The organism is Sphingobium baderi (assembly GCF_001456115.1).
GTDB lineage: Bacteria > Pseudomonadota > Alphaproteobacteria > Sphingomonadales > Sphingomonadaceae > Sphingobium > Sphingobium baderi_A.
This window is the reverse complement of sequence record NZ_CP013264.1, coordinates 3185397-3209981: the sequence shown is the minus strand read 5'-3', so window position 1 is coordinate 3209981 and position 24585 is coordinate 3185397. Positions and strand designations below refer to the sequence as shown.

Genomic DNA, 24585 nt, shown 5'->3' with positions numbered 1-24585 from the left:
TGCCGATGATCCGTTCCCTCCTTATCGCCAATCGGGGCGAGATCGCCTGCCGCATCGTCCGCACCGCGCGGCGCCTGGGTATCCGCACCGTGGCGGTTTATTCGGACGCCGATGCCGGGGCGTTGCATGTGCGCGAAGCGGACGCGGCCGTGCATATCGGGCCGTCGCCTGTCCGTGAATCCTATCTGCTGGGCGACCGGATCATCGCCGCCGCGCGGGAGACGGGGGCGGAGGCGATCCATCCGGGCTATGGTTTCCTGTCGGAAAATGCGGACTTCGCGCAGGCGGTGATCGACGCCGGGCTGATCTGGGTCGGTCCCGATCCGGCGAGCATCACGGCCATGGGATTGAAGGACGCCGCCAAGTCCCTGATGAGCGAGGCGGGCGTGCCGGTGACGCCGGGCTATCTGGGGCAGGACCAGAGCGGGACGCGGCTGGCGGCGGAGGCGGACGCCATCGGCTATCCCGTGCTGATCAAGGCGGTCGCGGGCGGCGGCGGCAAGGGGATGCGGAAGGTCGATGGGCCTGGGGATTTCGCCGAGGCGCTGCTGTCGTGCCGGCGGGAAGCGGCTTCGTCCTTCGGCAACGATCAGGTGCTGCTGGAAAAATGGGTGACGAACCCGCGCCATATCGAGGTGCAGGTTTTCGGCGACGGGCACGGCAATGTCGTCCATCTGTTCGAGCGGGACTGCTCGCTCCAGCGGCGGCACCAGAAGGTGATCGAGGAAGCGCCCGCGCCGGGCATGTATGACGCCACGCGGGAGGCGATCTGCGATGCGGCGGTCCGGGCGGCCAGGGCGGTGGACTATGTCGGCGCGGGAACGATCGAGTTCATCGCGGACGGTTCGGAAGGGCTGCGGGCCGACCGCATCTGGTTCATGGAGATGAACACACGGCTTCAGGTCGAACACCCTGTCACCGAGGCGATCACGGGACAGGATCTGGTCGAATGGCAGTTGCGCGTGGCGTCGGGCGAGCCTTTGCCCCAGACGCAGGAGCAATTGTCGATCAACGGCTGGGCCATGGAAGCGCGGCTCTATGCGGAGGACCCGGCGAAGGGCTTCCTGCCGTCTATCGGAACGCTGGACTTTTTTGATCTGGGCGAAAACTGCCGGATCGATACGGGCGTCGAGCTTGGGGCGGAAATTTCCTCCTTTTACGATCCGATGATTGCCAAGGTCATCGCGCATGGCCCTGAACGGGAAAGCGCACGCAGGCGGCTGGCGGCGTGCCTCAGCGACAGCGTCATTTGGCCGCTGCGTACCAATGCTGGTTTTCTGGTGAAAGCGCTGGAGCATCCGGCCTTTGTGGAAGCGGACATCGATACAGGCCTCGTCGAGCGTGAAGGCGAGGCGTTAATGCCACCCGAGCGACCTTCCGGCGCGGCCTTGACGGATGCAGCGGCGGCACTGGCCTTTGGTGGAGAACTTGGTGGGTTCCGTTTGAATGCGCCTGTGCGGAGCGACGCCCTTTTCCTGTTGAATGGCGAAGCTGTGGCCATCTCCTTCGACCCGCAGAGGGCTGGAGACAGGGAGGAGAGCGACGAGGTCGTGTTGATTGCGGAAGGAGGACAGACCTGGCGGTTGTCGCCATGGCGCATGAACGGGGTCGCAACAGGCGGCGCATCCGATGGGCTGGTGCTGTCGCCCATGCCGGGGCGGATTATCTCCGTCGCTGTCGGGCGAGGAGACAAGGTGGCCAGGGGACAAAGACTGCTAACGCTGGAAGCCATGAAGATGGAGCACGGCCTTGTCGCACCTTTTGGCGGTATCGTGGCGGAGTTTAACGCGACGGAAGGCAGTCAGGTGAGCGAGGGAGCATTGCTCGCGCGGATCGACAAGGAGGAAGCGTGATGGCGGGCCGGTTCTTCGATCAATGGAAAATCGGGGATCGCGTCGTCCACGACATTCGCCGCACGGTAACGGAAACGGACAATCTCCTCTTTTCCACGATGACGCATAATCCGCAGCCGCTGCATCTGGATGCAGAGGCGGCCAAGGCGTCGGAATTCGGGCAGATTCTCGTCAATGGCACTTTCACCTTCGCCCTGATGGTCGGCTTGTCGGTGGGCGATACGACGCTGGGAACGTTGATAGCCAATCTGGGTTATGACAAGCTGGTGATGCCCAAGCCCGTTTTTATCGGCGACACTTTGCGCGCTGAAACGGAAGTGATAGCGCTCAAGCCGAGCAAATCCCGGCCTGGCGCTGGCATCGTCACCTTCGCCCATCGCCTGATGAATCAGCGGGATGAATTGGTCTGCGAATGCCTCCGCATGGCGCTGATACAGGGAAGCGGGAGCTGAATTGGGTTCAGACGCGAGCGGTGCGCCCGCGCCTGAACCCCCGGATCAATATTTCACGCGGATGCTGGCAAAAAGCGTGCGGCCCGGTTCGGGGAAGCCATCGGTCAGCGTGTAATAGTCATCGAACAGGTTGCGTCCGCCCACGCCAATGTCGACATTATCCGTCAGCGCATAGTCGATCCGCAGGCTTGCGTTTACATAAGCCCCGGTTCGGTAATAGCGCACGGGATCGCTGGAGGGCGTGGCGGTGAACAGCGTCCAGCGTTTCGACGCCAGATCGACGCTGGGCACGATATGCAACTGCTCCACCGGCGACCAGTCGAGCCAGGCGAAGCCCTTATGTGTCGGCACGCCCGTCAACTCGAAGGCGTCCTGTCCGGCATAATGCAGGCGCCGCTTGGTCAGCGTATAATTGAAGCCAGCGTCCAGCCCCGGCATCAGCGTCGCCGAAAGGGAAATTTCCCCCCCATAATAATGACCTTTGCCGACATTTTGACTCTGGCTCATGTAGCGCTGGTCACAACCCGGGGTGGGAACGGTCGGCGGCGCGGTCGATGCGGTGCAGGGATAGGCCAGGATCGGCACGGACTGGATGATCGCATTGTCGATCCAGCTATAGAATAGCGCGCCTTCCAGCTTGACGGAGCCGTTCAGCCATGTGCCGCCGATTTCGGCATTAGTGGCGCGTTCCGCCTTCAGGTCGGGGTTGGGAATGGCCTGATTGAAGCGCTGGCTGAACCGCTCGAAGATGGTCGGGAAACGTGCCCGCGACGACAGGCTGGCGTGCAGGGAGAGGACTTCACTGGCCTGCCAGTCGAGTCGGCCTTGTAGGTTCCAAGTATCCGCATCCCGGCGTGGATAGTTGTAAAGTGTGGCAGGCGTGCCCGACGTGCCGAGCGGAGAACCATATTCTTCCGCCCGCTTGAGATCGCGCCAGTCGAAACTTCCGCCCAGAGTGAAGGAGAGGGTGGGCGATAGCTTCAGCTCATTTTCCAGCGCGGCGGAAAAGACATTTTCCGTCTGCGTCTGTTCCGGCTCCGTGCTGGGCACGCCGGTCATGGAGAAACTGGTCTGCGCTTCCACATGCTTGTCGTGGCGGTAATGGAAAGCGATCCGTAGCGTGTCGGCATCCGACGCCTGGAAGTCGAGCTGAGCGGAACCGCCCCAGGCGCGGTCACGATAGGGGCTGTCAAAGGCATAGGGACGGCTCTGCGTATCCTGATTGCGGTCGTTGAAGGATCGCAATATCGAATCGAAGCTATTGTAATAGGCGCGTGTCTTCAGCGTAGCGCGGTCACCCAGCGCCGTGGTCGACAGGAAATAGACACTTTCGATATCCCATGATGGCCATGTCCAGAAGCGAGGCGTCGATACCGTGTCGCTGACGTGCAAGGGAGCTTCCTTCGCGCCTTCCTGCCGGGTGTAGCTGATCGCATATTCGTCGGTTTCGTTTGGCGTGAAACCGACCTTGGCATTCGCCCGCCAGTCCCGCGTGCGCGAAAAATCGCGTTCGCCGCCGTCCTCCAGCGTTGGGACGGTCGCACGGAAATCATTGGGCAAGTCCCAGTGGTCTGTGAAGCTGCGCGCATAGCTGGTCTGTGCATACCAGCGATCCTGCTTCGTTCCGATCATGGCGGAGGTGGAATAGCCTGCATAATCGCCGTCATTATCGAGATTGATCGTGCCGCGCACGTCGATGTCGAGTTCTTTGGTTGGCTTGCGCGTGACGAGGTTGATCGCACCGCCCATCGCTCCCGGTCCGTCTAGGACGGAGGCATAGCCCTTAGCTACCTGAACTTCCGCAATATCGGTTGTCAGGAAGCGCCCATAGTCCAGCCGGTTGTCGGCGGGCAGGTAAACGCGGATGCCGTCGATCGACAGCGGCACCTGAAACCGATCGAATCCGCGCACGAAGACGAGGCGTTCATTGCGCGTGCCGCCGCTATTGCCCGCCGCCACGCCGGGCATCAGGTTCACTGCATCATCCAGCGCGCCGCGGTTGAAGGTATAGATCGCGCCCGCGGACAATGTGTTGGCATCAATGCCCACGCCGTCCAGTCGAGGTGCGGTTACTATGATCTGTCCCAATGAAAAGCGGTCGGATTGCGCGACGGATGGCGTTCCGTCCGTCTGGGCCTGTGCCATCGGGATGAGAGAAATACCCGCCAACAGCGTGGCGGCAAGAATGATACGCATGGAACCCCCTTTTATGGTCTTTCGACTCACTATATTTCGTCATATATAGCTTTGTTTCGGGGAGGGAAGTTTCTTGGCAAATGCATTTTCTTTTCGGTGTGGGATGGCTCTTTGCGCCATGCTGATGCCTTGGCCCGCTTCTGCCGCGATGGAAGAACCGGTGGCCTGTTCGGCGCCTGCGGAACTGGTTCAGCCATTCCTCTCCTGGCGCAATCCGATCGCTTTGCAGGCCGCTTCCACCCGCAAGGGCACGGCCAAAGCCAATTTGAGCGCTGGGCAGGCGGCTGCCCTTACGCTGTTGCCGACACCTGAAGTCGCTTATGTTCTGCGACCCGAAAAGCCGGGTGGATCGGTCAGCTTTGGTGGTTTGGCGCGTTTCGTCGTGCCGACTGCTGCGGTCTGGCGCGTGGCGCTTGGTTCGGGCGCGTGGGTGGATGTGGTCAAGGACGGAAAGGCGCAGCCGTCCGTCGCCCACGGACATGGCCCGCAGTGCAGCGGCATCCGCAAGATGGTGGACTATGAGTTGCAGCCGGGGAGTTATACGCTGCAAATCTCCGCCAATGGCGAAGATCGGTTGACCGTTCTGGTGACGCCGCTCCAGTGAGAAGCTGGCTGCTGGCGCTTTCCTTGCTGCTATTGACCGCAGGAGGAAGGGCTTGGAACTGGGGATTGCCGTCCGACATTCCTCCACCGATCGTGCCAGCCGACAGTGCCATGAGCATGGCGAAGGTCGAACTTGGCCGCCGTCTGTTTTACGATCCCGATCTTTCAGTGAACGGCACGCTATCCTGCGCGGGATGTCATGAGCAAAAGCGGGGCTTTGCGGACGGCAATACCATGCGGCCCGGTGTGCATGGCGATCCAGGGCGCCGGAATGTCCCCGGGCTCGCCAATGTCGCCTGGCGGAGGCGATTGACCGCTGCCGATCCATCGCTGACGACGCTTGAGGCCCAGATGCTGGTGCCGTTGCTCGGTGACAATCCGGTGGAACTGGGCATGCGCGGGAAAGAGGCCGAATTGTTCCGCCGTTTGGGCAATGATGCTTGTTATCGCCGCATGTTTGCTCGTGCTTTTCCCGAAGTGAAGGGGCATATAAGTCTTGACACCATATCCCATGCCATAGCCGCCTTTGAAAGGACGATGATCGCTCTGAACAGCCCATTTGATCGCCATGGGCGCGGTGAGATTGGCGCGATCTCCACCGAAGCGCGCAGGGGCGTTGCTTTGTTTGCCGCGCGGGGATGTGTTGCCTGCCATGCGGGGCGGGACTTCACCGATGACGATTATCATCGTCTGGAAAAGAATATGGGCAAGGATCGCGGCCTGGTCGAGAAGACAGGAAGGCCGGAGGATGGGGATCGATTTCGGACGCCCTCCCTGCGAAACGTCGCCGTCACCGGTCCATGGTGGCATGACGGATCAGCACCGACATTGGAAGATGCGATCCGGCGCCATGTCATGGGATTGGCTCAAGATGAAATGGCGCCTTTGCGTGCGTTTCTGGAGAGCCTGACCGATCGGACCTTTCTGACCGATCCGCGGCTCGCGATGCCTGATCGTGCGTGCGGGCGTAAATTATGAGGCTGGTTGAGTATGGGAGGGTGATAAGGGCGCTTCCCTCAGCAAATTTTCAAGATGGCTGAAATGCCCGTCCGCTGTGGCCGAAATAGCGGCTTTTTCCATCGCGCGGTAATCGGTCAGTATCTGCCGACCAGTTGATGTCAGCCGAGCCCCGCGTTCCTTGCCGCCGCCTGCTACCGTCTCGACCAGTCGCTCGCGCCAGCAACGGTTCATCGCGTCAACCAGAAGCCATGTCCGACGGTAGCTCATGCCCATGGATCGACCCGCGGCAGAAATGGAACCCAATGCGTCAATGGCTTCCAACAGGTCGGCTTTCCCCGGACCCATGGCAATTTCATCGCCACAGAATATCTGAACCTTGAGCTTGAGAAAGTCGGCGCGCATATCCTCTTATAACCCTTTCCAAGCCTTCGTTAAGTCGTCGCGGTTCTGTCGATTAGATTGCCGCCTGCTTCTCTCATAATCCTTAAATCAGCCCTGCTGGCAGACTTATGCTACATTTCACCATCTCGGCATGCAGGCCAATGTCAGGCCATTGATTATTCGGACTGTGCGGCTAATCGCTCGGAATGTAAGACGGTGGCGGTGCAGATGGCGCTTTTCATACGGTCTGTCGTACTGGCAGGAGAATTGTGCCGAGCATAACCGCTTCAGTTGCCGGATCGTGCCTTCGCAGGCCGCCGAATAGGAACGGGACATGGATGACGAAAATGCGGTATCCGCCGCCGACCGCTGGATATATAGCCCGCGCCATCTTGCAGCGATGAGGGAGGCGCAGGCGACCGCGATGACCGAAGATCGTATCCGAATCTTCCGGGGCCTGACGCCGCGCCAGTATATCGTAAAGCTCGCCACAGAGATGTCTCCGGCGGCCGTTGTCAACCCGATCGCTACGCGTCGCACATGACTCCGGGGCGGGGCGATGTCGCCAATCAGATGTTTCAGCGGCTGACCCCTCAAGGCGAGAGAGGCTGCGTTATGCGCGATTTGGCCGAAGAAGTGCCGGTCGCGCTGGAGTTCAACGGAGTCGGCTATGCGGTGCTGATGGCGACGCCGACCGATATTACCGATCTGCTGGTGGGTTTCGCGCTGTCGGAGCGGTTGATGGGAGCGGGCGATCCGGCGTTCGATGTGGATGTGCATGCGACGGAAGAAGGCATCATCGCGCGCGCGACATTGCCGCCCGAACGTACCGATGATCTGCTGGACCGGGTGCGTCATCGTGCGACAGATTCTTCCTGTGGTCTGTGCGGGGTCGAAAATATAGAGCAGGCGATGCGCCCACTGCCGCTGGTCATGGCGCGAAGCCGCGCTGATGACGCAGCCATTTTTCGTGCTTTGGAGGCGTTGCAGGTGCATCAGCCGCTCAATGCGCGGACAGGCGCGGTCCATGCTGCGGCATGGGTTGGACAGGATGGCACGATCCGACTGGTGCGGGAGGATGTCGGACGGCACAACGCCTTCGATAAGCTGATCGGCGCAATGCGAAGGGCAGGGGCGGATTGGGATGGCGGCTTTGCGTTGCTGTCGTCGCGCTGTTCCTATGAACTGGTGGAAAAGGCGGTGCTGAGCGATTGTCCGTTGCTGGTGACGATCTCCGCGCCCACAGCCTTGGCCCTGCATCGCGCGCGCGAGGCGGGGCTGGATCTGCGCGTGATTGCGCGGCCTGACGCGATGCTGGTCCCCACATGAAGGGCGGAGTTTTGGGCGTCGTGCTGGCAGGTGGGCTTTCGAGTCGGTTTGGGACGGACAAGGCAGAAGCGCTCTATCGCGGGCGTTCGCTGCTCGACTGGTCAATGGGCAATCTCGCGGACTTTGTGGACAGTGTGATGATTTCCGGGCGAATGCATCCTGTCTATGGCGGCGTGGAGGACAGGCCCCAGGCTGGTCTGGGGCCGCTGGGCGGGCTGGCTGGGGCGATGGCAGTTGCGCGGGAACGGGGATTTGCCCATGTCCTGTCCATGCCCTGCGATACGCCTGACATGCCGCGCGCTCTGCTGGTGGAACTATGTGCAAAGGAGCGGGCCGCTTACGCGACGGGTTGCCCGGTGATCGGGCTGTGGCCGAGCGTGCTGGCGGGTGAACTGGAGGAATATCTGCTGCGGACGGGTAACCGTTCTGTCCGGCACTGGGCCGAGAGCATCGGCGCCTGCCCGGTGGGAATTGGGCTGACTATAGCGAATGTCAATTATACAGGAGATCTGGAACGATTGACTAAGGCTAAGCCGCGATAGCCTGGTCATCTTTCAGTGCGTATCGCCTGGAGAGCCAACGCGCCTCTCTCGCTGATCTGTGGTCAGGCTAAAATATTTGGCGAAGGCTATGAGCAGGATTGCCAGAACGGCTTAGGTCACTGAATTAAGGAAAAGTCCTATGATCAGGCGTTTGATCTCAGGTTATGGAAATGATGAATTACAGTGTGTTTACTGGTGACCCCTACGGGACTCGAACCGGATTTTCAGGGCGCTACAGGGGATCAGAGGGGAAATAAACCTCTATTTTTCAACAACCGACTTACCCTGGATTGCCCTCCATTACCCTAAATGTGCCACGAAATGTGCCACGGCGGAGGGTCCGTTCAATCCTCGGTGATTCCAGGGGCTGATGACAGAATGCGATCGCTGTTTGTCTCCGAGCAAACTGCGTGCTTCTACCGCAATACTGATCGCTCGAGTCTGACGCTTCTCACGCCGACGGCATTGAGTCTGGATGCACGGCCTTGACCACGAAGCAGCCGATGCAATCAGCTCTATGGTGATCGATCATCGGAAACGATGAACCGCGCTGCGAACCAAAAATCCAAGAAACCGCATAGCTTGTCTCTTTGTCTATTGTTCCCATCCCCCGCCCAAGGCTAAAAATACCCGGACTCTATCGTTCGCAATCGTAGCGCTTGACGCTGCTAGCGCCGATTCGGCGGCAGCGAGGCTTCTTTCGGCATCGAGCAGGTCGAGGCCCGTTCCCAAGCCGCCGCGAGTCATTCGCGTCTGCAGGCCGAAGGCTTTGCGGTTCTCATCGCGCGCAATCTTGAGTTTTGCGTTCTGCTCGAGGTCGCGCGCATAGGTGCTAAGCGCGGTTTCCACTTCGCGCAAAGCAGACAGGACGCTGCCGTCAAATGCCGCCAGCGCCCCGCGAGAGGCGGCGTCGGCCTCCACGATTCGCGCCCGTGCCACCCCCCGGTTAGGGAATGTCCAGGAGATCAGCGGTCCCAGGCTGAACCTGAACGCCGAACTATCGAACAGATTGCCGACGCCGCGCGACGTCGTGCCCAGCGATGCGCCGAAGCTGACGCTCGGATAGAGTTCGGCCGTGGCCACGCCCATGCGCGCGGTCGCCGCCGCGAGTTGGCGCTCGGCCTGGCGGATATCAGGTCGCCGCCGGATTAGTGCCATTCCGTTGCCTATCGGCAGCGGCTGGTCGATGGTCGGGATTATCTGGCAGCTCGCGAGGCCGGGAGGATAGTCTTCGGGTGCCCTGCCGAGCAGCACGGCGAGACTGTAGAGGGCCGCCTTGCGGTCCGCTTCCAGCGGCGGCAACGCCGCTTCCAGCTGCGCCAGGAGCGCACGGGAGCGCATAGCATCAAGCGGGGTGTAGAGGCCTGCGCGCACGCCACGGTCGGTGAGCGCAAGACTTTGCCGCTGCAACTCCATCGAGCGGCGTGCGACGACCAGCCGCGCACCGGCGGCACAAGCGTCGGAATAGGCTCCGACCACGCCCGCAACGACTGTGGTACGCGCAAGATCATAGGCAGCCGCCTGCGCCTGGGCATCGGCATCCGCCGCTTCGATGGTGCGCCGGATCCGACCCACCACGTCCAGTTCGTAGGAGATCCCGACGCCTGCATCGAATGTTGCATGAGTTCCCGCTGGTGATCCGAGACCGAGATTGGAGGTCTCTCCCGCGGAGGCGCCACCATTTACCGACGTCTGGACATGGGCGCTTGCCCGTATCTCCTGGACGATCGCCTGCGCGCGTTCGAGATTGGCCGCGGCAATCCGCAGATCGGTATTGGCTCGAATGGCTTCCTCGACGAGCGCGTCGAGTTGGGGAATGGCATAGAGCCGCCACCAACGGTCCGGCAACGGCTCAGCGGCAAAGGCCGGCGAATTCCCCTCGGCGAAGGCGGTCGGTTTCTCTGCTATCCCTGCCGGCGGAGGCGGCGCGTGATAGTCCGGGCCGACAGTGGCGCAACCCGCCAACATCAGCGCGCCCGCGAAGGCCCATGATCCCCTCGTGCCGAGACGCTTCATTGTCATGCGCCCAGACCGACCGTGCGTGCATCCCCCGCGCTATCAAGCGACACCGTGACCGTTCGTCCCGCGATCAGGTCGATGCCGGGAGGAACCTTGTCGATGGCGATCCGCACCGGGACGCGCTGGGCAAGCCTGACCCAGCTGAAGGTCGGGTTGACGTTGGCGAGCAGTGTGCCCGAGGCAGTCGTTCGCTCGCGATCGTCAATGCCGGCTGACCGACCCTCGACATGACCGGAGAGGGGGCGGTCCTCACCCATAACGCGGATGGTCACCCGCGCGCCCGGATGGATATGCGAAAGCTTGGTTTCCTCGAAATAGCCCGCCACATAGTAACTGTCCGAATCGACCAGCGCCATCACTGGCTGGCCGGCGGTGGCATAGGCACCGGGACGAAGCGAGAAGTTGGTGACGATACCGTTGACGGGCGCACGCACCTCAGCGCGTTCGAGATTGATACGGGCAAGATCGCGATCGGCGATCGCCTGCGCATAGCGGGCGCGGGCCTCCTCTGCGGCGGAGCGGCGGTCGTCGCGCTGCTGACCCGAGACGATGTCGGCAAGGCCCTGATAGCGCCGGTTCTCACGCTCGGCCGCATTCAATGTGGCGCGGGCGGTGGCGACCGCCGCTTCCGTCTGCTGGAGGGCGTTGCGCAAGCGGACATGATCGATCGTGAACAATATCTCGCCGCGCCTCACGACCTGATTGTCACGGACATGCACCTGTTCGACCCGGCCGGATACGTCGGCGGCCAGTGGAACCACATCGGCCCGGATCTTTCCATCTCGCGTCTGGGGGGCGTAAGTATAGTAATTATAGAGCTGCCAGAAGACGAGCACCGCGACGCCCAGCACGAGCAGGGTAAGGAGCGGCTTGAGCAGGCGCAGGATCGTATCGCGGTCAATGGTCATGGCGTGTGCTTCAGGATGAGGTGACCAGGCGCAACGCGAGAAACGCGGCGCCGGTCAGGATGAGGAAGAGGGAAGTATCGAACAGCGGTCGCTGCCAGACGAGGCGATAGAAACCCGCGGCTTCGAGCAATAGCGAGACGAGCAGGCGGGCGGCAAAGCCGATGCCGACGCAGAGGAGCAGCGGCGAGAGGAAGATGCCGGCAATATCGATCTCTCCGATCATCGGGAGGGCTCCCACGCCGGTGCGCGTTCGAACAGGGCGATACGCAATCCCGCAAGGGCATGGATAACGCGGTCCGGCCGGTCTCCTGGAACCCTGTGCTCGAACCATAGCCGGTCCAGGGCATCATCGATCATCGTGAGCAGCCGCGACGACGGCTGCGGCGCATCGAACTCGGCGCGGAACTGGTCGAGCACGCTATCGGTCGCCGCGCGGGCTGCGGGCGGAAGCGCTTTCCCGATCATACGCAGGTCGGCGACGTTCACGCCGACACGAAGGCGGGAGAGCAGGCTCGCGCTGCGTTCGATCTGTCCCGTCGCGGCAAGCCGGGCGGTCATGACGGCGATGCGATCGAGCGCCCTCTGGACATAGCTGTCCCGTATTCTCTGGTTTGCCGAGCGGCTGAGCCGGGCGATGTCTCGCGCTTCCTTGCGCAGGAAACGCTGAAGCTGATGCTGGACGCCCCAGCTTCTGAACAGCCCCGCGCCCAGAAAGGCGACATAGACACCCAAAAGGCTGGCAAGGCCGGTCTCGAGGAAGGCCCCGAAATCGAACGGAGAATAATGGCCCTGGAGGTTGATGTTGCTGAGGCCGTAGGCCAGCACGAGGGTCGCCATCGGATTGACTGCCGCCCATGCTCCGAGCGGCAGCATGAACAGACCCATGACGAGCGCAAATGCCGCAAAATCATTGGCGAGCGGCAGAAGGCCATAGCAGAGCAGCCCGGCAAGCGTCAGCGCGAGCACCGCGAAGCGGCCGAACATCGCGATCGCCTTGCCTGGCTCGTCGCCGCCTCCAAAGAAGGCCAGCGCGACGGTGCTGAGCAGCACGGCATTCGCGCCCTGATGCCAGCCCGTCATGTACCAGAGACCGCAAAGCAGCGCATAGGAAACGAGAATGCCCCCCGCCAACCTGCTGGCGTGATCGAAGTCTGGGATCAGCGGGAAGGCGCGGGTTTCCCTGACCTGTCCGGCGAGCGCCGGCGTCAGCACCGCTTTCCCGTCGAGCACCGCCTCGATCCGGCGCACCTCGCTCCAGAGCGTGAGCCCTTCAGTGAGCATCCCAGCCAGCGAATCGTGCACGAGTTGCTGCCAGCGCCTGCCGGGCCCGGCATCGAGCGGAACCGCCCGCACATCGTCCGCAAGTCCCGCCGGCGGTTCGGCACCAGTTGCAAGGCAGGCGCTCGCAGCCGCCAGACTGGGCCGGAGCGCTTCACGCTCCGCCTCGCTGAGCCCGGCGATCCGGCTGCCGATCGCCGAGAGCAAAGGGATCATGCGGAGCAGACGCTGCTGGATCGCAAGCGCATGGCGCAATTCCGAGCGGCTGATCGTTGGATCGTAGCGCAACGTACTGATGAGCTGCGAGAGCGAGGTGATGTCGGCCAGCGTCTTCAGCCGATCATGTTCGCCCTTTGCATCCGCCTCATGTCCGTCGAAGATGTCCCTGGCCCAATTCTCCATGTCCGGCAGCCAGCGATGGATGCTCGCGCGCAGGGTCCCGCCGAGCGACCGCGGCATGACGATGGCATCGACGATCGTGGTCGAAAGAATCCCAAGCGCGATTTCGCTGACCCGCGCCACCACCGTGTCGAAGCTCGTCTCCGGATGGTCCACGCCGGCGACAGCGACCAGCATGAGTGTGATCGAGAAAAGCTGGAAACCATAGCTGCGGGGCGTGCGATCGAGAAACGATAGGCCAAAGCCCATGGTCGCGACGATCCCTGCGGCCGCCACGAGCAGCAGCGGCGTGCTCGCAAACATTGCCACCAGCCCGAGAGTGACTATGCCTGCGCAGAATGTTCCTGCGAAGCGATAGACGGCCTTTGACCGGATCGCGCCCGACATCGGGTTCATGCACACGCAGCAGGTGACAAGCGCCCAATAGGGGTTGGGCAGGCCAATCCGCACGGCAAGCGCGAAGGCGATCATGCCGGCAACGAACAGCTTGGCGGAAAAGATCAGTTGGTCGGCGCTGACCTTCATCGGCCCGAACGCTCCTGCTGCAGGTATTGACCGATGCGCGCCTCGAACAGACGGAGCGTCCGGGTCGTCGTCTCAATGTCCTGAGACGGCAAATCCCCGAGGATCCCGGCCCGCAGCTCGTCGACTGCCTTCTCCATCTTGCGGGCTATTTCGCGGCCCTTGGGCAAGGCCTGGATGATTTTGGCGCGGCGGTCGTCCGGAGAATCGCGGCGCTCGAGCAGATCGGCCGCTTCCGCCTGGTCGAGGATGCGGACCATGGCGCCCGGGTTTACCCCGACTTCCTCGGCCAGCGCGTTCTGCCTGATGCCTTCCTCTCCACGGCGCGCAGCCAGGATCAGAGCCGACGTCAGCGATGCCGGAAGCCCGAAGTCAGCCAAGGCCATGTTGACCGCCTGAACCCAGATGCGCCGCACTGGCTGCAACGCGTTGGTGAATTCAAAAAGCGTCGCCGCGCTGACTACGGATCGGTGGGTTGGCATGGACGTCCCTGTAGACCGACGTGTCTATATATTCAATAGGCAACGGTTGCCTTTGCAACATATTTGGCTATGAACGCCTATCTACGCTCATGTTGAAGGAGGATTGGCCATGAGCCAGGAGCAGCTTCAAATCGAGACCGGCGAGGGCAACTGCCCCGCCTATTTTTTCACGCCGGACGGGGCGGGCCCCTGGCCGGGCGTGATCTTCTGCATGGACGGGTTCGGCATCCGCCCAACGCTGTTCTCGATGGCGCAACGGCTCGCCGACAGCGGCTACGCCGTCTTGCTGCCCGACTTCTATTATCGCGCAGGTCCATATGGACCGCTTGTGCCCGCGGAGGTTTTCGCGAGTGGTGACCTCATGGGCGCCATCGGTCACTTGCTGGCTTCCACCGACAACCATCGGGCGGCACGGGACGCGGAGGCGTTCATCACGTTGCTTGACGAACGACCTGATGTTGTCGGCCCTCGATATGGCGTAACCGGCTATTGCATGGGGGGCGGCATCGCGCTGTCGATCGCCGGAAGCTGGCCGAAATACATTGCCGCTGCGGCGAGCTTTCACGGCGGCAATCTCGCAACGGACGCGGATACCAGCCCGCACCTGCTGGCGCCTTCGATCAGTGCGCGGGTCTATGTCGCCGGCGCCGACAAGGATGATTTGTACCCGCCCGAAATGGCCGAGCGTTTGGAAAAGGCGCTGACGGATGCTGGCGTGGACCATCGATGCGAGATTTACAGCGGAGCGCTGCACGGGTTCACCATGGCTGACTTTCCCGTGTTCGATGTAGCGGCCGCGGAAAGGCACTGGCGAGAGCTTGTCGGGCTTTTCGATGGTTCGCTGCGTTAGGCAATGTCAGCATCGCCAACAACGGGACGGCTATGGCACATATGATGGAACAGCGGCGTTTCCTCACACCCGATGGTTTGACGCTGATCGGAGATGTCGGCGGACCGCCCGATGCGCCGACTGTCATTCTGCTGCACGGCGGCGGCCAGACGCGACACAGCTGGGCCGGTGCGACGAACCAGCTTGCCGATCGAGGCTATTTCGTCGTGAACTACGACGCTCGCGGACATGGGGACAGCGACTGGTCTCCCGATGGGGACTATTCGCTTCCCGCGCTTGCTTCAGATCTGGGCGCGGTCCTGTCGACAGTTTCCCGGCCTGTAGCGCTGGTCGGCGCTTCCATGGGTGGAATGACGAGCTTCTATGCCATTGGTAGGGCGTCTCGATCTGTCGCGGATTTGCTCGTCATGGTTGACATCGTTCCGCGGCCGGCAGCGGAAGGTACGGAGAAAATCCGGCGGTTCATGAAGGCTCACCCACATGGGTTCAGCGATCTCGATGAGGCGGCCAACGCCGTGTCCGCCTATAATCCGCAGAGAAGGCGCCCTTCGGACCCGAGCGGCTTGATGAAGAATCTCCGTCTGCGCGACGACGGACGTCTTTACTGGCACTGGGATCCGCGCTTTCTCGAAAGCCTCCCCAACTCGGAACCGCCGTCCTTCGCAGACGATATGGAACGGGTCAGCGGCAATGTCACGCTGCCTACGCTGCTGGTCCGCGGAGGGCAGAGCGATATTGTCGACGATGAAGGTGTGGTCAGCATGTGCAGGCTCGTGCCGCAGACGGAGGTTCGGGATGTGCCGAAGGCCGGACATATGGTCGCCGGCGATCGAAACGATGTCTTCAACGATATCGTGATCGATTTCCTGCAGCGGCACATACCGTCATTCGGATGATGCGGGGTGCCGCATGAACGGAAGGTGGAAGGCTTGCGGCTCAGCGCTGGAGCATTTGTCATGACGGCCGTCCAATCAGTCGGATTGAAACGTCACATCGAGACTGCCGGCCTCAGCGCTGCTGGTGAGATTCAACTCAGGCGGGCGGCCGCTGGCTCATAAATGTCCGCCAGTTTGAGCAACCCCGCTCTTTGTCCACGACGCACGGCAGAGCCCTCGCATCGAACTGGCTGAGCCGGATACGTCCCCTGACCGTCACCGCTTCCGATGCTGCCTTCGACTTCAAGTGCGCTTGATGGATAATTGAAGAACCAGCACGCCGGCTATGATGAGACTGATCCCAAACATAGCCGTGAGACTCAGGCGCTGCTGATATACGATCCAGCCAATCAGGGTGAGCAGGGCAATCCCGACGCCGCTCCAGATCGCATAAGCGATACCCAGCGGGATAGTCTTCAAAGACATCGCCAGCGCGCTGAAGGCGACGATGTAACCCAGGATCGACACTAACGCCCACACGGGGCGGGAGAAGCCATCGCTTGCCTTCAACGCGGAAGTCGCGATGACTTCCGCGCCTATGGCCAGGGCAAGAAGCAGATAGGCTTTCATTTGTCTGCGATCATGGGGAGTGCTGTCGGGAAGCTTTGCAACGAGCGCAGACGTCATGCGGGATGTGCATTAGCGTTTCCCCTGCCTTCAACGTCACGAAGCCAAGATTGCCGGGTCGAACCCTTCCTCCCAATAGTGTGGACGGACAATGGGAAGGCCGAGTGCCGCGAAGGCGCGATTGTCCTCCCAATAGGTCGATTCCAGCACGATCTTCCCGCTATTATCGAACTCGAGGAAGGTGGAACCGAGCGTGCTGATCGTTTTCCCGCCCGTCGCAATGCCACGATAGCTTTCGGCGCCCTCGATCTGGACGTTCCAGTGGATGAGGCCCCTGCGTTCGTTACCGAGATATTCGGTCGCCGTGAAACGATAGCGACCATTCTCGCCGGCCGCGATGCCGCCCAGATTGCGGACCAGCATTTCGGTATCGGTGAACGTGTCGTTTTCATGATCGTCAATTTTCGACCAGTCCGACGAAAAGAAGTCGGCGTAAAGCGCACGCAGCACATGGATGTCGCCGCCGAGCGCATTGCACCAGTCCTGCGCGAATTCGAGCGTTCCGGCGGGAGCCCCGCTCAGTTTGACATCCGCCGAACGGGCAGGCCCTTCGTGCGGTTTGCCGGTGAGGATCTTGGTCGGGCTGACGGGGCCTACGGCGCGCAGGACCGCAGCGGCATCCCACCAGGAGGATTCCCGCTTGATGAAGCCGTCCTTGTAGATGTGGAATGTATGCCCCTGGGTCGTGAAGGGCTTGTCCTTGACGTCGAGGCCGATGAACATGGCCGCATCCTCGGGTCCCCATTCCCAACGCAGGAGCCCGAAATTCTCATCGCCGATATAGGAGCGCATCCTGAAATTGTGGATGCCGACGCCATTGGTGCGATCCTTGTTGGCGTAGGGGACGAACAGCCGGTGAAGGTCCGCCTGGTTGTCGATGTTGTGCTGGTCGAGCATCACATCCTCGAAGACGAAGTCGTCGCCTGGCCCATATAGGCTGCAGATCGCTTCCGGGCTGTGCCTGAAGGCTTTCAGCCATTTCACGCAAAATGAATAATGCATCGTCCTGCTCCTTCCGTGCGACGAGCGTTGCGCTCGATAATCCGATGTGTCGGCATTACATCCTGAAGACCCCGTATCGCGGTTCGGGGATGGGGGTGTTGAGCGCGGCGCTGAGCGCGATCGCAATGGTTTCTCGGGTGGCGAGCGGATCGATGACGCCATCGTCCCACAGTTCGGAGGTGGCATACCAGGCACTGGACGAACGCTGATATTCCGCGATCACGGGCTCGCGGATGGCCGCGATCTGCTCATCGGTAAGCGCGCCGCCTTCTCGTTCCATCTGCCTGATCTTGACCGTGGTCAGCACGCCAGCGGCCTGCTCGGCACCCATCACGGCCACCTGCGAGCGCGGCCAGGAGAACATGAAGCGCGGATCGAAGGCACGGCCGTTCATGCCGTAGGTTCCGGCCCCGAAGGAGGCGCCGCAATTGATCGAGATCTTCGGGACCGAGGCGCCGGACACCGCCATGATCATCTTGGCGCCGTCCTTGGTGATCCCTCGCCGCTCATATTCGCGGCCGACCATGAAGCCGGTGATGTTCTGCAGGAACAGGAGCGGCGTGCGGTTCTGATCGCACAGCTCGATGAAGTGCGCACCCTTCAGCGCACTGTCGCTGAACAGCACGCCGTTGTTGGCGAGGATGCCGACCTGCTGGCCCCAGATGCGGGCATAGCCGCAGATGAGGGTGGTGCCGTAGCCCGGCTGATATTCGTGGAAGCGGCTGCCGTCGACGATGCGGGCGATCACCTCGCGCATGTCGAACTGGACGCGGCCATCGGCGGGCAGGATGCCGTAAAGCTCCGCCGGGTCATAGGCGGGCGGTTCGGGATCGATCGCCGGCTCGCCAGCCTTGGGTTGCCTGCGCCATTGCGCGACGATCTCTCGCGTGATCGCGATGCCGTGCAGCTCGTTGTCGGCCGGATAGTCGGCAACCCCGGAAACCGACGTGTGCATGTCCGCGCCGCCCAGCTCGTCGACGGTGACATCTTCCCCGGTCGCCGCCTTCACCAGCGGCGGACCGCCGAGGAAGATCGCGCCCGTGCCGCGCACGATCACGGAATAGTCGCTGAGCGCGGGGATATAGGCCCCGCCCGCCGTGCAGTTGCCAAGGACAAGCGCCACCTGGGGCACACCCATCTTCGAGAGGGTGGACTGGTTGCGGAAGATGCGCCCCGCGCCGTAGCGATCGGCGAAGAATTGGGCCTGGAGCGGGAGGAAGCCGCCGGCGCTGTCGCACATATGCACGACCGGTAGACGGTTCTCGATCGCGATGTCGAGGGCGCGGACGATCTTCTTGACCGACATGGGATACCAGGCGCCGCCCTTGACGCTGCTGTCGTCGGCGCGGATCACCACTTCCTTGCCTGAGACGATGCCGATTCCGACAAGCTGGCCGGCGCCCGGCGCATCCTCGGCATAGGGTGTTTCGCCTGCCGCCAGCGTGGACAGTTCGAGAAAGGGCGTGCCGGGGTCGAGCAGTTGCTCGAGCCTGGCGCGGACCGTCATCTTGCCTTGGCGTTCGAGCCGCTGAAGGTCGCGTTCGGGACGAATGGTGCGGACCGCGTGCTGGCGCCTCTCCAGTTCCGCCGCAAGCGCGCGATTATGCTCGACATTGGCGAGAAAGGCGGCGTCGCGGGGATCGATCCGGCTGTGAATGCGGCGCATCATGCGTCCTCTCCCAGCGGAGCGAGCGTGACGAGCGGCGCGTCGCGCTCGAACGACTGCGAGAGTGTGACGTGGACCGCTTCGACAACGCCGTCGCGCGATGCGCGGATGGCCGTTTCAAGTTTCATGCTTTCGATCACCAGCAATATGTCGCCTTCCATGACGGTCTGCCCGGCTTCGCTCGACACGCCAACGACAGCGCCGGGCATGGGCGCGCGCACCGTATCTTCCGATCCACTTGCCGCTCCGGCCGCATGGCGCAGGACGGCATCCTTGAAGAGCAGCTCATGGGACTCGCCGTTCCAGTGGATGAAAAGCCTGTCACCTTGCCCGGCGATGTGGACGGGGCCCTGGCTGTCGCCTGCGCGCAGCAAGCCGTTGTCGAGGGAAATCGCGACATCGCCGCCGTCGAAGCGCAGGATGTAGCCGTCAGCCGTTCTCGACAGCCAGATCAGATGGTCATGGCCATCCAGTTCGATACAATGCCGCATCAGTTCCTCCATCCGCCGATGGCGGCGTGAAGCGGGGGAACCGCGTTCGCGGCATCGAGGACAGGGCGGGCCGAAAGCGCCGCCGCCGCCAGCAGGGCGCGGACCGTGGCGCCATCCACAGCCGGGTCGGCCGCCAGTTCGGGTTTCTCACCGATCAGGCCCGTATGTATGGCGCCGGCGCGCACATCGGGATCGGCGAGCAAGCGTCGCAGATAGGCGATATTGGTGCGGCACCCCAGAATGACGAAATCGGCGAGCGCGGCATCGGCCTTGTCGAGCGCCGCTTCGCGGTTCGCCGCATGGACGATGAGCTTGGCGATCATCGGGTCGAAGGCCGCCGTCACGGCGCCACCCTGTTCCACGCCGGAATCGATCCGCACGCCGGCGCCGCCGGGCGGAATCATCGTCAGCAAAGGGCCGGTCGTGGGTGCGAAGTCGCGCGCGGCGTCCTCCGCATAAACGCGGACCTCAATGGCATGGCCGTTGATAGCAAGTGCGTCCTGGCCGTAGCCCAGCGGTTCGCCCGCGGCTACGCGGAGCTGTTCGGCGATGAGATCGGTGCCGGTAATCTCCTCGGTGACGGGATGCTCGACCTGGATGCGGGTGTTCATTTCGAGGAAGTAGAACTCGCCCCTGCCGTAGATGAACTCGACCGTCCCCGCGCCGACATAGCCCGCCGCCCGCGCGATACCGGCGGCCACCTCGCAGATGCGCTCCCGCTCATCGGCGCTCAGCGTGGGGGAAGGGGCTTCTTCCACCACCTTCTGGAAACGGCGCTGGAGCGAGCATTCGCGCTCGAAGAGATGCACGACATTGCCGTGCGTATCACCCAACACCTGAACCTCGATGTGGCGGGGACGCTCGACATAGCGTTCGGCGAACAGCCGGCCATCGCCGAAATAGCGTTGTCCCTCGTTGCGACCGCGCTCGATCTCCTCTTCGAGAAGGGCAAGATCGCGCACGATGCGCATGCCCTTGCCGCCGCCGCCGGCCGAGGGCTTGATGAGCAACGGGGCGCCGACCGCGCGAGCGCGTTCCACGAAGGTCGCGGGGTCATCGTCCTCGATCGCGGACGGCGCGACCGGGAAGCCCCGGCTTTCCACGAAATTGCGCGCGCGCACCTTGTCGCCCATCAAATCGATGGTTTCGGGCCGGGGGCCGATGAAGGCGATGCCCGCTTCCTCGCAGGCCCTCGCGAACCCTGCATTCTCCGACAGGAAACCGTAGCCCGGATGGATCGCATCCGCGCCGGATTCCTTGGCCGCCGCGATAATCTGCGCGCCGTCGAGATAGGCCGCCACTGGCGTTGCGCCGGTGATTTCCACTGCGGTGTCGGCCTGCTTCACCGCCGGCGTCTGCGCGTCGACGGCATGATGCACGGCGACGCCCTTAAGACCGGCCTTGTGGACGGAGCGGAGGATGCGAACGGCGATTTCGCCGCGATTGGCGATCAGGACTTTTGTGATCTTCGTCATGCGCCCGCCTTTGCGAGATACGCGGCGCGTAGCGCCTTCTTGTAGAGTTTCCCGTTCTCCTGGCGCGGCAGTTCTCGGGCGAGGTCGAAGGAACGGGGTACCTTGATCGGCGATAGATGAGCGCGGCAATGCGCGGTGAGCATCTCGACAAAGGCGGTTTCGTTCTCCGGCCACTCGGTCGGTTGGACAACCGCTTTCACTTCCTCGCCGAACTCCTCGTTGGGAACGCCGAACACGGCAACATCCGCGATCGCCGGATGCACTGAAAGCAGGTCCTCGATCTCCTTGGGATAGACGTTCACCCCGCCTGTGATGATCATGAAATCCTTGCGGTCGGAGAGATAGAGATAGCCTTCCTCATCGAGCCGGCCCATGTCGCCCATGGTGATCCAGCCTTCGCGATGATAGACCGAGGCGGTCTTTTCCGGGTCGTTGTGGTAGGCGATCTGCGGTCCGTTGCCGAAATAGATCTGGCCGATTTCGCCCTGGGCCAGTTCCTCGCCATCATCGCCGACGATATGGATTTCGCCCAGCACCGGACGTCCCACGGACCCAGGATGCGCCAGCCACTGTTCGGTGTCGATCGCGGTATAGCCGATCGCTTCCGATCCGGCGTAGAACTCGTGGACGATCGGTCCCCACCAGTCGATGAGCTGGCGCTTCAATTCCGGGGGGCAAGGGGCTGCTGCGTGAACCGCGACCCGGTGACTGGAAAGGTCATATTGGGCCTTCACCTCGTCCGGCAGACGGACCATGCGGCTCAGCATGGTCGGCACCCATTGGCTGTGCGTCACATGATAGCGGTCGATGGCGGCCAGCGCCTGTTCGGCATCGAACTTGGTCATGATGACGTTGGTGCCGCCGATGCGGTGGATGGCGAGCGTATATTTGAGCGGGGAGCCGTGGTAGAGCGGCGCGGGGCACAGATAGACGCTGTCGGGCGTGAAGCTATAGAGTTTGGCGAGCAGCACCGAAAGCGGATCGGCTTCGTCGCGCGTGCGGCCGAGCTTGGGCAGGATGCCCTTGGGCCGCCCGGTGGTGCCTGACGAATAGAGCATGTCGGCGCCCGCTGGGGTGTCGGAACTGGTTTCAAGCGGCGTCTGGCCTTCGATCAGCGCCGTGACGGACAGGAAGCGATCATTCGCCTCGCCGGTGGTGAACCAGTGGCTGACCGGCGTTTCCCAGCCCTGCAACTCCGCCATCAGCGGCTCATATTCCGGCGCCGTGACGACAAGGCGGGCGTCGCTGTCGGTGAGGATATGCGCCACTTCCGCATGCTGAAGGCGAGTGCTGATCGGCGTCCAGTAGAGGCCCGCGAGCCATGCGCCCCAGCCTATGGGATGATACCAGATGCCGTTGGGGAGCATGAGGGCGATATGATCGCCGGGTTGAAGGCCCAGCGCGCGGAAGGCCGAAGCGATCTTCCCCGCCGTGTCGGCCAGTTCGCCATAGGTCATCGTGACGCCGCTTTCCGCGATGATCGTGGCGAGGGCGTCGGGTTTTTCCTTTGCGACCAGGAACGGGTTCATGAGAAGTCACCGCGCATGGCTAATCCATCCTCTCCGATTCTTTGACTGTGCATTAGATGAAATGTTCAATTTATGCAATGTTGTCGCATGGATGATCCTGGCCATCGCTGGTGCCTCTCCGATCCTAGCGGTTCGATAGACTGGCGAGGGTCGCTGCAAAGCGCGCCGACCGTCCCGCCTGGTGCTGAAGTTCCCGTTCGGTCGCGAGCGATTGCTCAAAAGTCTGGGTTTCGGCGAGAGCGGCGGCGCGCTTGGTCCCGGCGACGGCCAGGGGATCGAGCGTCGTTGCATTCTCGATGAGCGACGACAGAAGGGAAGCTACGGCGCCGGACTCGACAAGGCGGGAAACCATGCCGATGCGGACAGCCTCTTCGCCGTCGATCGTCTCGCCGAAGAGAAGCAGGCGCCTTGCCTGAATCGGGCCGACAGTTCGGGAAAGCAGCCAATTCAACCCGCAATCGGGGATGAGGCCGATCCGGGTGAAGGGGAAGGCAAAGCGCGCCTTCTCGGTGGCCACCACCATGTCGAAGGCGAGCACCAGCCCGCAGGCGCCGCCGACGACCAGGCCGTCGACCATGCAGACCGTGGGGCAGGGAAGGCCGGCAAGGCGTCTGAGCAATGGGTGATAGTGGTCGTCCAGCAGGGTTCCCAGTTCGCCCGCATGCGTCATGGGATCGGCAAGGTCGCCGCCGCTAGAAAAGGCTTTTCCCTCCGCATCGAGGATGAGAAGATGCGCGCTGGTCCGCTCTACCTCACCCAGCGCCTCGCCGATCTCCGCGAGCAGGGCACGACTCAGCACATTGCGCTTTTCCGGCCGGGCCAGCGTCACTCTCGCGACGCCGTCCGTGATGCCGAAATATATGTGCTGCCAACGCATGAAGAGCCTCGCTGTCAGAGAGCTTCGATGATCGTCACATTGGCGATGCCGCCGCCTTCGCACATCGTCTGGAGGCCATAACGCTTGCCGCGCTTGCGCAAGCCGTGAACCAGGGTCGCCATCAGCTTGGCGCCGGATGCGCCGAGCGGATGCCCCAGCGCGATCGCGCCGCCGTTGACGTTGAGACGGGCTGGATCGGCCCCGGTTTCCTTCAGCCAGGCGAGATTGACCGACGCGAACGCCTCATTGACTTCATAAAGGTCGATATCGTCGATGGTGAGGCCCGCGCGATCGAGCGCGCGCCGTGTTGCACGGATTGGCTCGTCGAGCATGATGATCGGATCGCCGGCGGTCACGGTCAGATTGACGATGCGGGCGAGCGGCGTCAGTCCATGGACTTTAAGCGCCGCCTCGCTCACCACCAGAACGGCGGCGGACCCGTCGCAAATCTGGCTGGAGTTGGCGGCGGTGACGACACCGCCCTCCTGCAGCGTCTTCACCGAGCCGATCCCTTCCAGGGAAGCGTCACGGCGAACGCCCTCATCGTGGACATGTAACTGCGAATTGCCCTGTGCATCAGTGATTGCGACGGGGACGATTTCATCGTCGAACGCGCCGGCATCGATCGCGGCGACCGCCCGCCGATGGCTTTCCAGCGCGAAGCGGTCGAGCGCATCCCGGTCGAACCCATATTTGTCGGCCATCATCTGCGCGCCGGTGAACTGGCTGAACTCGGCGACCCCGAACCGCTCGCGGATACGGTCCGCGAACGGCGTGCCCAGGCCCGCCTCGGCGGGGAGCTTCGTCGCGGTGAACATAGGTACGCGGGTCATGCTTTCGACGCCGGCGGCAAGGACCACATCCTGCGTGCCCGACATGACCGCCTGCGCCGCGAAATGGATCGCCTGCTGCGACGAGCCGCACTGGCGGTCGATGGTGACGGCCGGCACGGTCTCCGGCAGGCGGGACGCCAGCACGGCATGGCGACCGACATGGAAGCTCTGTTCGCCCACCTGGCTGACGCAGCCCATGATGACATCGTCGATCGCGGCGGGATCGATGCCGGTGCGGTCGAGGGTGGCGTTGAGAACTTCGGCGGCCAGCTCGACGGGATGCCAACCGGCCAGCGCGCCCTTCCTGCGTCCTCCGGCGGTGCGCGCCGCCGATACGATATAGGCTTCACTCATGGCTGAAATCTCCGGTGATGCT

The 24585-nt window shown here is 62.6% G+C and carries 24 protein-coding genes; 9 read left to right on the top strand and 15 right to left on the bottom strand.

All coding sequences use genetic code 11. From position 1 onward, the window contains the following. Window positions 1-5 precede the first annotated feature (5 nt). On the top strand, window positions 6-1853 hold the full coding sequence (locus ATN00_RS15700; RefSeq protein WP_062068865.1) for an acetyl/propionyl/methylcrotonyl-CoA carboxylase subunit alpha: 1848 nt from the start codon (window positions 6-8) through the stop codon (window positions 1851-1853). After that, window positions 1853-2305 (top strand): MaoC family dehydratase, encoded by a 453-nt coding sequence (locus ATN00_RS15695; RefSeq protein WP_062066123.1) that lies wholly within the window; start codon window positions 1853-1855, stop codon window positions 2303-2305. The genes ATN00_RS15700 and ATN00_RS15695 overlap by 1 nt, the downstream gene beginning before the upstream one ends. A 45-nt stretch (window positions 2306-2350) precedes the next feature. On the opposite strand, the gene ATN00_RS15690 is transcribed toward ATN00_RS15695, so the two are convergent. Further along, window positions 2351-4501, bottom strand: coding sequence for a TonB-dependent receptor plug domain-containing protein (locus tag ATN00_RS15690; protein WP_156415291.1), 2151 nt, complete (start codon window positions 4499-4501; stop codon window positions 2351-2353). Between the two features lie 118 nt (window positions 4502-4619). On the opposite strand from ATN00_RS15690, the gene ATN00_RS15685 reads away from it, so the two are divergent. Together ATN00_RS15685 and ATN00_RS15680 are read left to right on the top strand one after the other, a co-directional pair. Then, window positions 4620-5105, top strand: a complete 486-nt coding sequence (locus ATN00_RS15685; RefSeq protein ID WP_231746302.1) for a hypothetical protein — start codon at window positions 4620-4622, stop codon at window positions 5103-5105. Window positions 5106-5215: 110 nt separating this feature from the next. Beyond that, the gene (locus tag ATN00_RS15680) at window positions 5216-6082 is read left to right on the top strand and encodes a cytochrome-c peroxidase (RefSeq protein ID WP_231746301.1); all 867 of its coding nucleotides are present in this window, start codon (window positions 5216-5218) and stop codon (window positions 6080-6082) included. Here ATN00_RS15680 and ATN00_RS15675 read toward each other — a convergent pair. Next, window positions 6077-6466, bottom strand: a complete 390-nt coding sequence (locus ATN00_RS15675; protein ID WP_062066117.1) for a winged helix-turn-helix domain-containing protein — start codon at window positions 6464-6466, stop codon at window positions 6077-6079. The two genes, ATN00_RS15680 and ATN00_RS15675, sit on opposite strands and share 6 nt — an antisense overlap. Window positions 6467-6779: 313 nt before the next feature. Between ATN00_RS15675 and ATN00_RS15670 the strand changes: the two genes are divergently transcribed. Genes ATN00_RS15670 through mobA form a run of 3 tightly spaced genes read left to right on the top strand, consistent with a single transcriptional unit; the run spans window position 6780 to window position 8316 of the window. Then, window positions 6780-6989: a hypothetical protein gene (locus ATN00_RS15670; protein WP_062066115.1), complete on the top strand. Its 210-nt coding sequence runs from the start codon at window positions 6780-6782 to the stop codon at window positions 6987-6989. A 29-nt stretch (window positions 6990-7018) separates the two neighbouring features. Further along, a complete protein-coding gene (gene fdhD, locus ATN00_RS15665; RefSeq protein ID WP_156415362.1) occupies window positions 7019-7774 on the top strand; it encodes a formate dehydrogenase accessory sulfurtransferase FdhD in 756 nt (251 codons plus the stop codon). Continuing rightward, on the top strand, window positions 7771-8316 hold the full coding sequence (mobA, locus tag ATN00_RS15660) for a molybdenum cofactor guanylyltransferase (protein ID WP_062066111.1): 546 nt from the start codon (window positions 7771-7773) through the stop codon (window positions 8314-8316). Before fdhD ends, mobA begins: the two co-directional genes overlap by 4 nt. A gap of 594 nt (window positions 8317-8910) precedes the next feature. On the opposite strand, the gene ATN00_RS15655 is transcribed toward mobA, so the two are convergent. Genes ATN00_RS15655 through ATN00_RS15635 form a run of 5 tightly spaced genes read right to left on the bottom strand, consistent with a single transcriptional unit; the run spans window position 8911 to window position 13924 of the window. Next, entirely contained in the window at window positions 8911-10332 is a 1422-nt protein-coding gene (locus ATN00_RS15655) for an efflux transporter outer membrane subunit (RefSeq protein WP_021244030.1), read from the bottom strand. Between the two features lie 2 nt (window positions 10333-10334). Then, entirely contained in the window at window positions 10335-11243 is a 909-nt protein-coding gene (locus tag ATN00_RS15650) for an efflux RND transporter periplasmic adaptor subunit (RefSeq protein ID WP_062066109.1), read from the bottom strand. A 10-nt stretch (window positions 11244-11253) separates the two neighbouring features. Continuing rightward, window positions 11254-11466, bottom strand: coding sequence for a DUF1656 domain-containing protein (locus ATN00_RS15645; RefSeq protein ID WP_021244032.1), 213 nt, complete (start codon window positions 11464-11466; stop codon window positions 11254-11256). After that, entirely contained in the window at window positions 11463-13445 is a 1983-nt protein-coding gene (locus ATN00_RS15640; RefSeq protein ID WP_021244033.1) for an FUSC family protein, read from the bottom strand. The genes ATN00_RS15645 and ATN00_RS15640 overlap by 4 nt, the downstream gene beginning before the upstream one ends. Continuing rightward, window positions 13442-13924, bottom strand: coding sequence for a MarR family winged helix-turn-helix transcriptional regulator (locus ATN00_RS15635; RefSeq protein ID WP_021244034.1), 483 nt, complete (start codon window positions 13922-13924; stop codon window positions 13442-13444). The genes ATN00_RS15640 and ATN00_RS15635 overlap by 4 nt, the downstream gene beginning before the upstream one ends. Window positions 13925-14033: 109 nt before the next feature. On the opposite strand from ATN00_RS15635, the gene ATN00_RS15630 reads away from it, so the two are divergent. Both ATN00_RS15630 and ATN00_RS15625 read left to right on the top strand, forming a co-directional pair. Further along, complete coding sequence (locus tag ATN00_RS15630; protein WP_021244035.1) at window positions 14034-14774, top strand: dienelactone hydrolase family protein; 741 nt, start codon at window positions 14034-14036, stop codon at window positions 14772-14774. 32 nt (window positions 14775-14806) lie between these two features. Next, window positions 14807-15670, top strand: a complete 864-nt coding sequence (locus ATN00_RS15625; RefSeq protein WP_021244036.1) for an alpha/beta fold hydrolase — start codon at window positions 14807-14809, stop codon at window positions 15668-15670. 282 nt (window positions 15671-15952) lie between these two features. On the opposite strand, the gene ATN00_RS15620 is transcribed toward ATN00_RS15625, so the two are convergent. From ATN00_RS15620 to ATN00_RS15585, 8 genes are all read right to left on the bottom strand, one after another. Next, the gene (locus ATN00_RS15620; RefSeq protein WP_021244037.1) at window positions 15953-16279 is read right to left on the bottom strand and encodes a DMT family transporter; all 327 of its coding nucleotides are present in this window, start codon (window positions 16277-16279) and stop codon (window positions 15953-15955) included. A 93-nt stretch (window positions 16280-16372) separates the two neighbouring features. Continuing rightward, a complete protein-coding gene (locus ATN00_RS15615; RefSeq protein ID WP_021244038.1) occupies window positions 16373-17338 on the bottom strand; it encodes a nuclear transport factor 2 family protein in 966 nt (321 codons plus the stop codon). A gap of 55 nt (window positions 17339-17393) precedes the next feature. After that, complete coding sequence (locus ATN00_RS15610) at window positions 17394-19004, bottom strand: acyl-CoA carboxylase subunit beta (protein WP_021244039.1); 1611 nt, start codon at window positions 19002-19004, stop codon at window positions 17394-17396. Beyond that, window positions 19004-19495 carry an acyl-CoA carboxylase biotin carboxyl carrier protein subunit gene (locus tag ATN00_RS15605; RefSeq protein ID WP_021244040.1) on the bottom strand — a complete coding sequence of 164 codons (492 nt, stop codon included), beginning with the start codon at window positions 19493-19495 and terminating at the stop codon, window positions 19004-19006. Before ATN00_RS15605 ends, ATN00_RS15610 begins: the two co-directional genes overlap by 1 nt. Beyond that, window positions 19495-20970: an acetyl-CoA carboxylase biotin carboxylase subunit gene (locus ATN00_RS15600; protein WP_021244041.1), complete on the bottom strand. Its 1476-nt coding sequence runs from the start codon at window positions 20968-20970 to the stop codon at window positions 19495-19497. Before ATN00_RS15600 ends, ATN00_RS15605 begins: the two co-directional genes overlap by 1 nt. Continuing rightward, a complete protein-coding gene (locus tag ATN00_RS15595) occupies window positions 20967-22499 on the bottom strand; it encodes an AMP-binding protein (RefSeq protein WP_021244042.1) in 1533 nt (510 codons plus the stop codon). The genes ATN00_RS15600 and ATN00_RS15595 overlap by 4 nt, the downstream gene beginning before the upstream one ends. A gap of 124 nt (window positions 22500-22623) precedes the next feature. Continuing rightward, a complete protein-coding gene (locus ATN00_RS15590; protein WP_021244043.1) occupies window positions 22624-23376 on the bottom strand; it encodes an enoyl-CoA hydratase/isomerase family protein in 753 nt (250 codons plus the stop codon). A gap of 14 nt (window positions 23377-23390) precedes the next feature. After that, complete coding sequence (locus ATN00_RS15585) at window positions 23391-24563, bottom strand: acetyl-CoA C-acetyltransferase (RefSeq protein WP_021244044.1); 1173 nt, start codon at window positions 24561-24563, stop codon at window positions 23391-23393. Window positions 24564-24585: the final 22 nt, after the last annotated feature.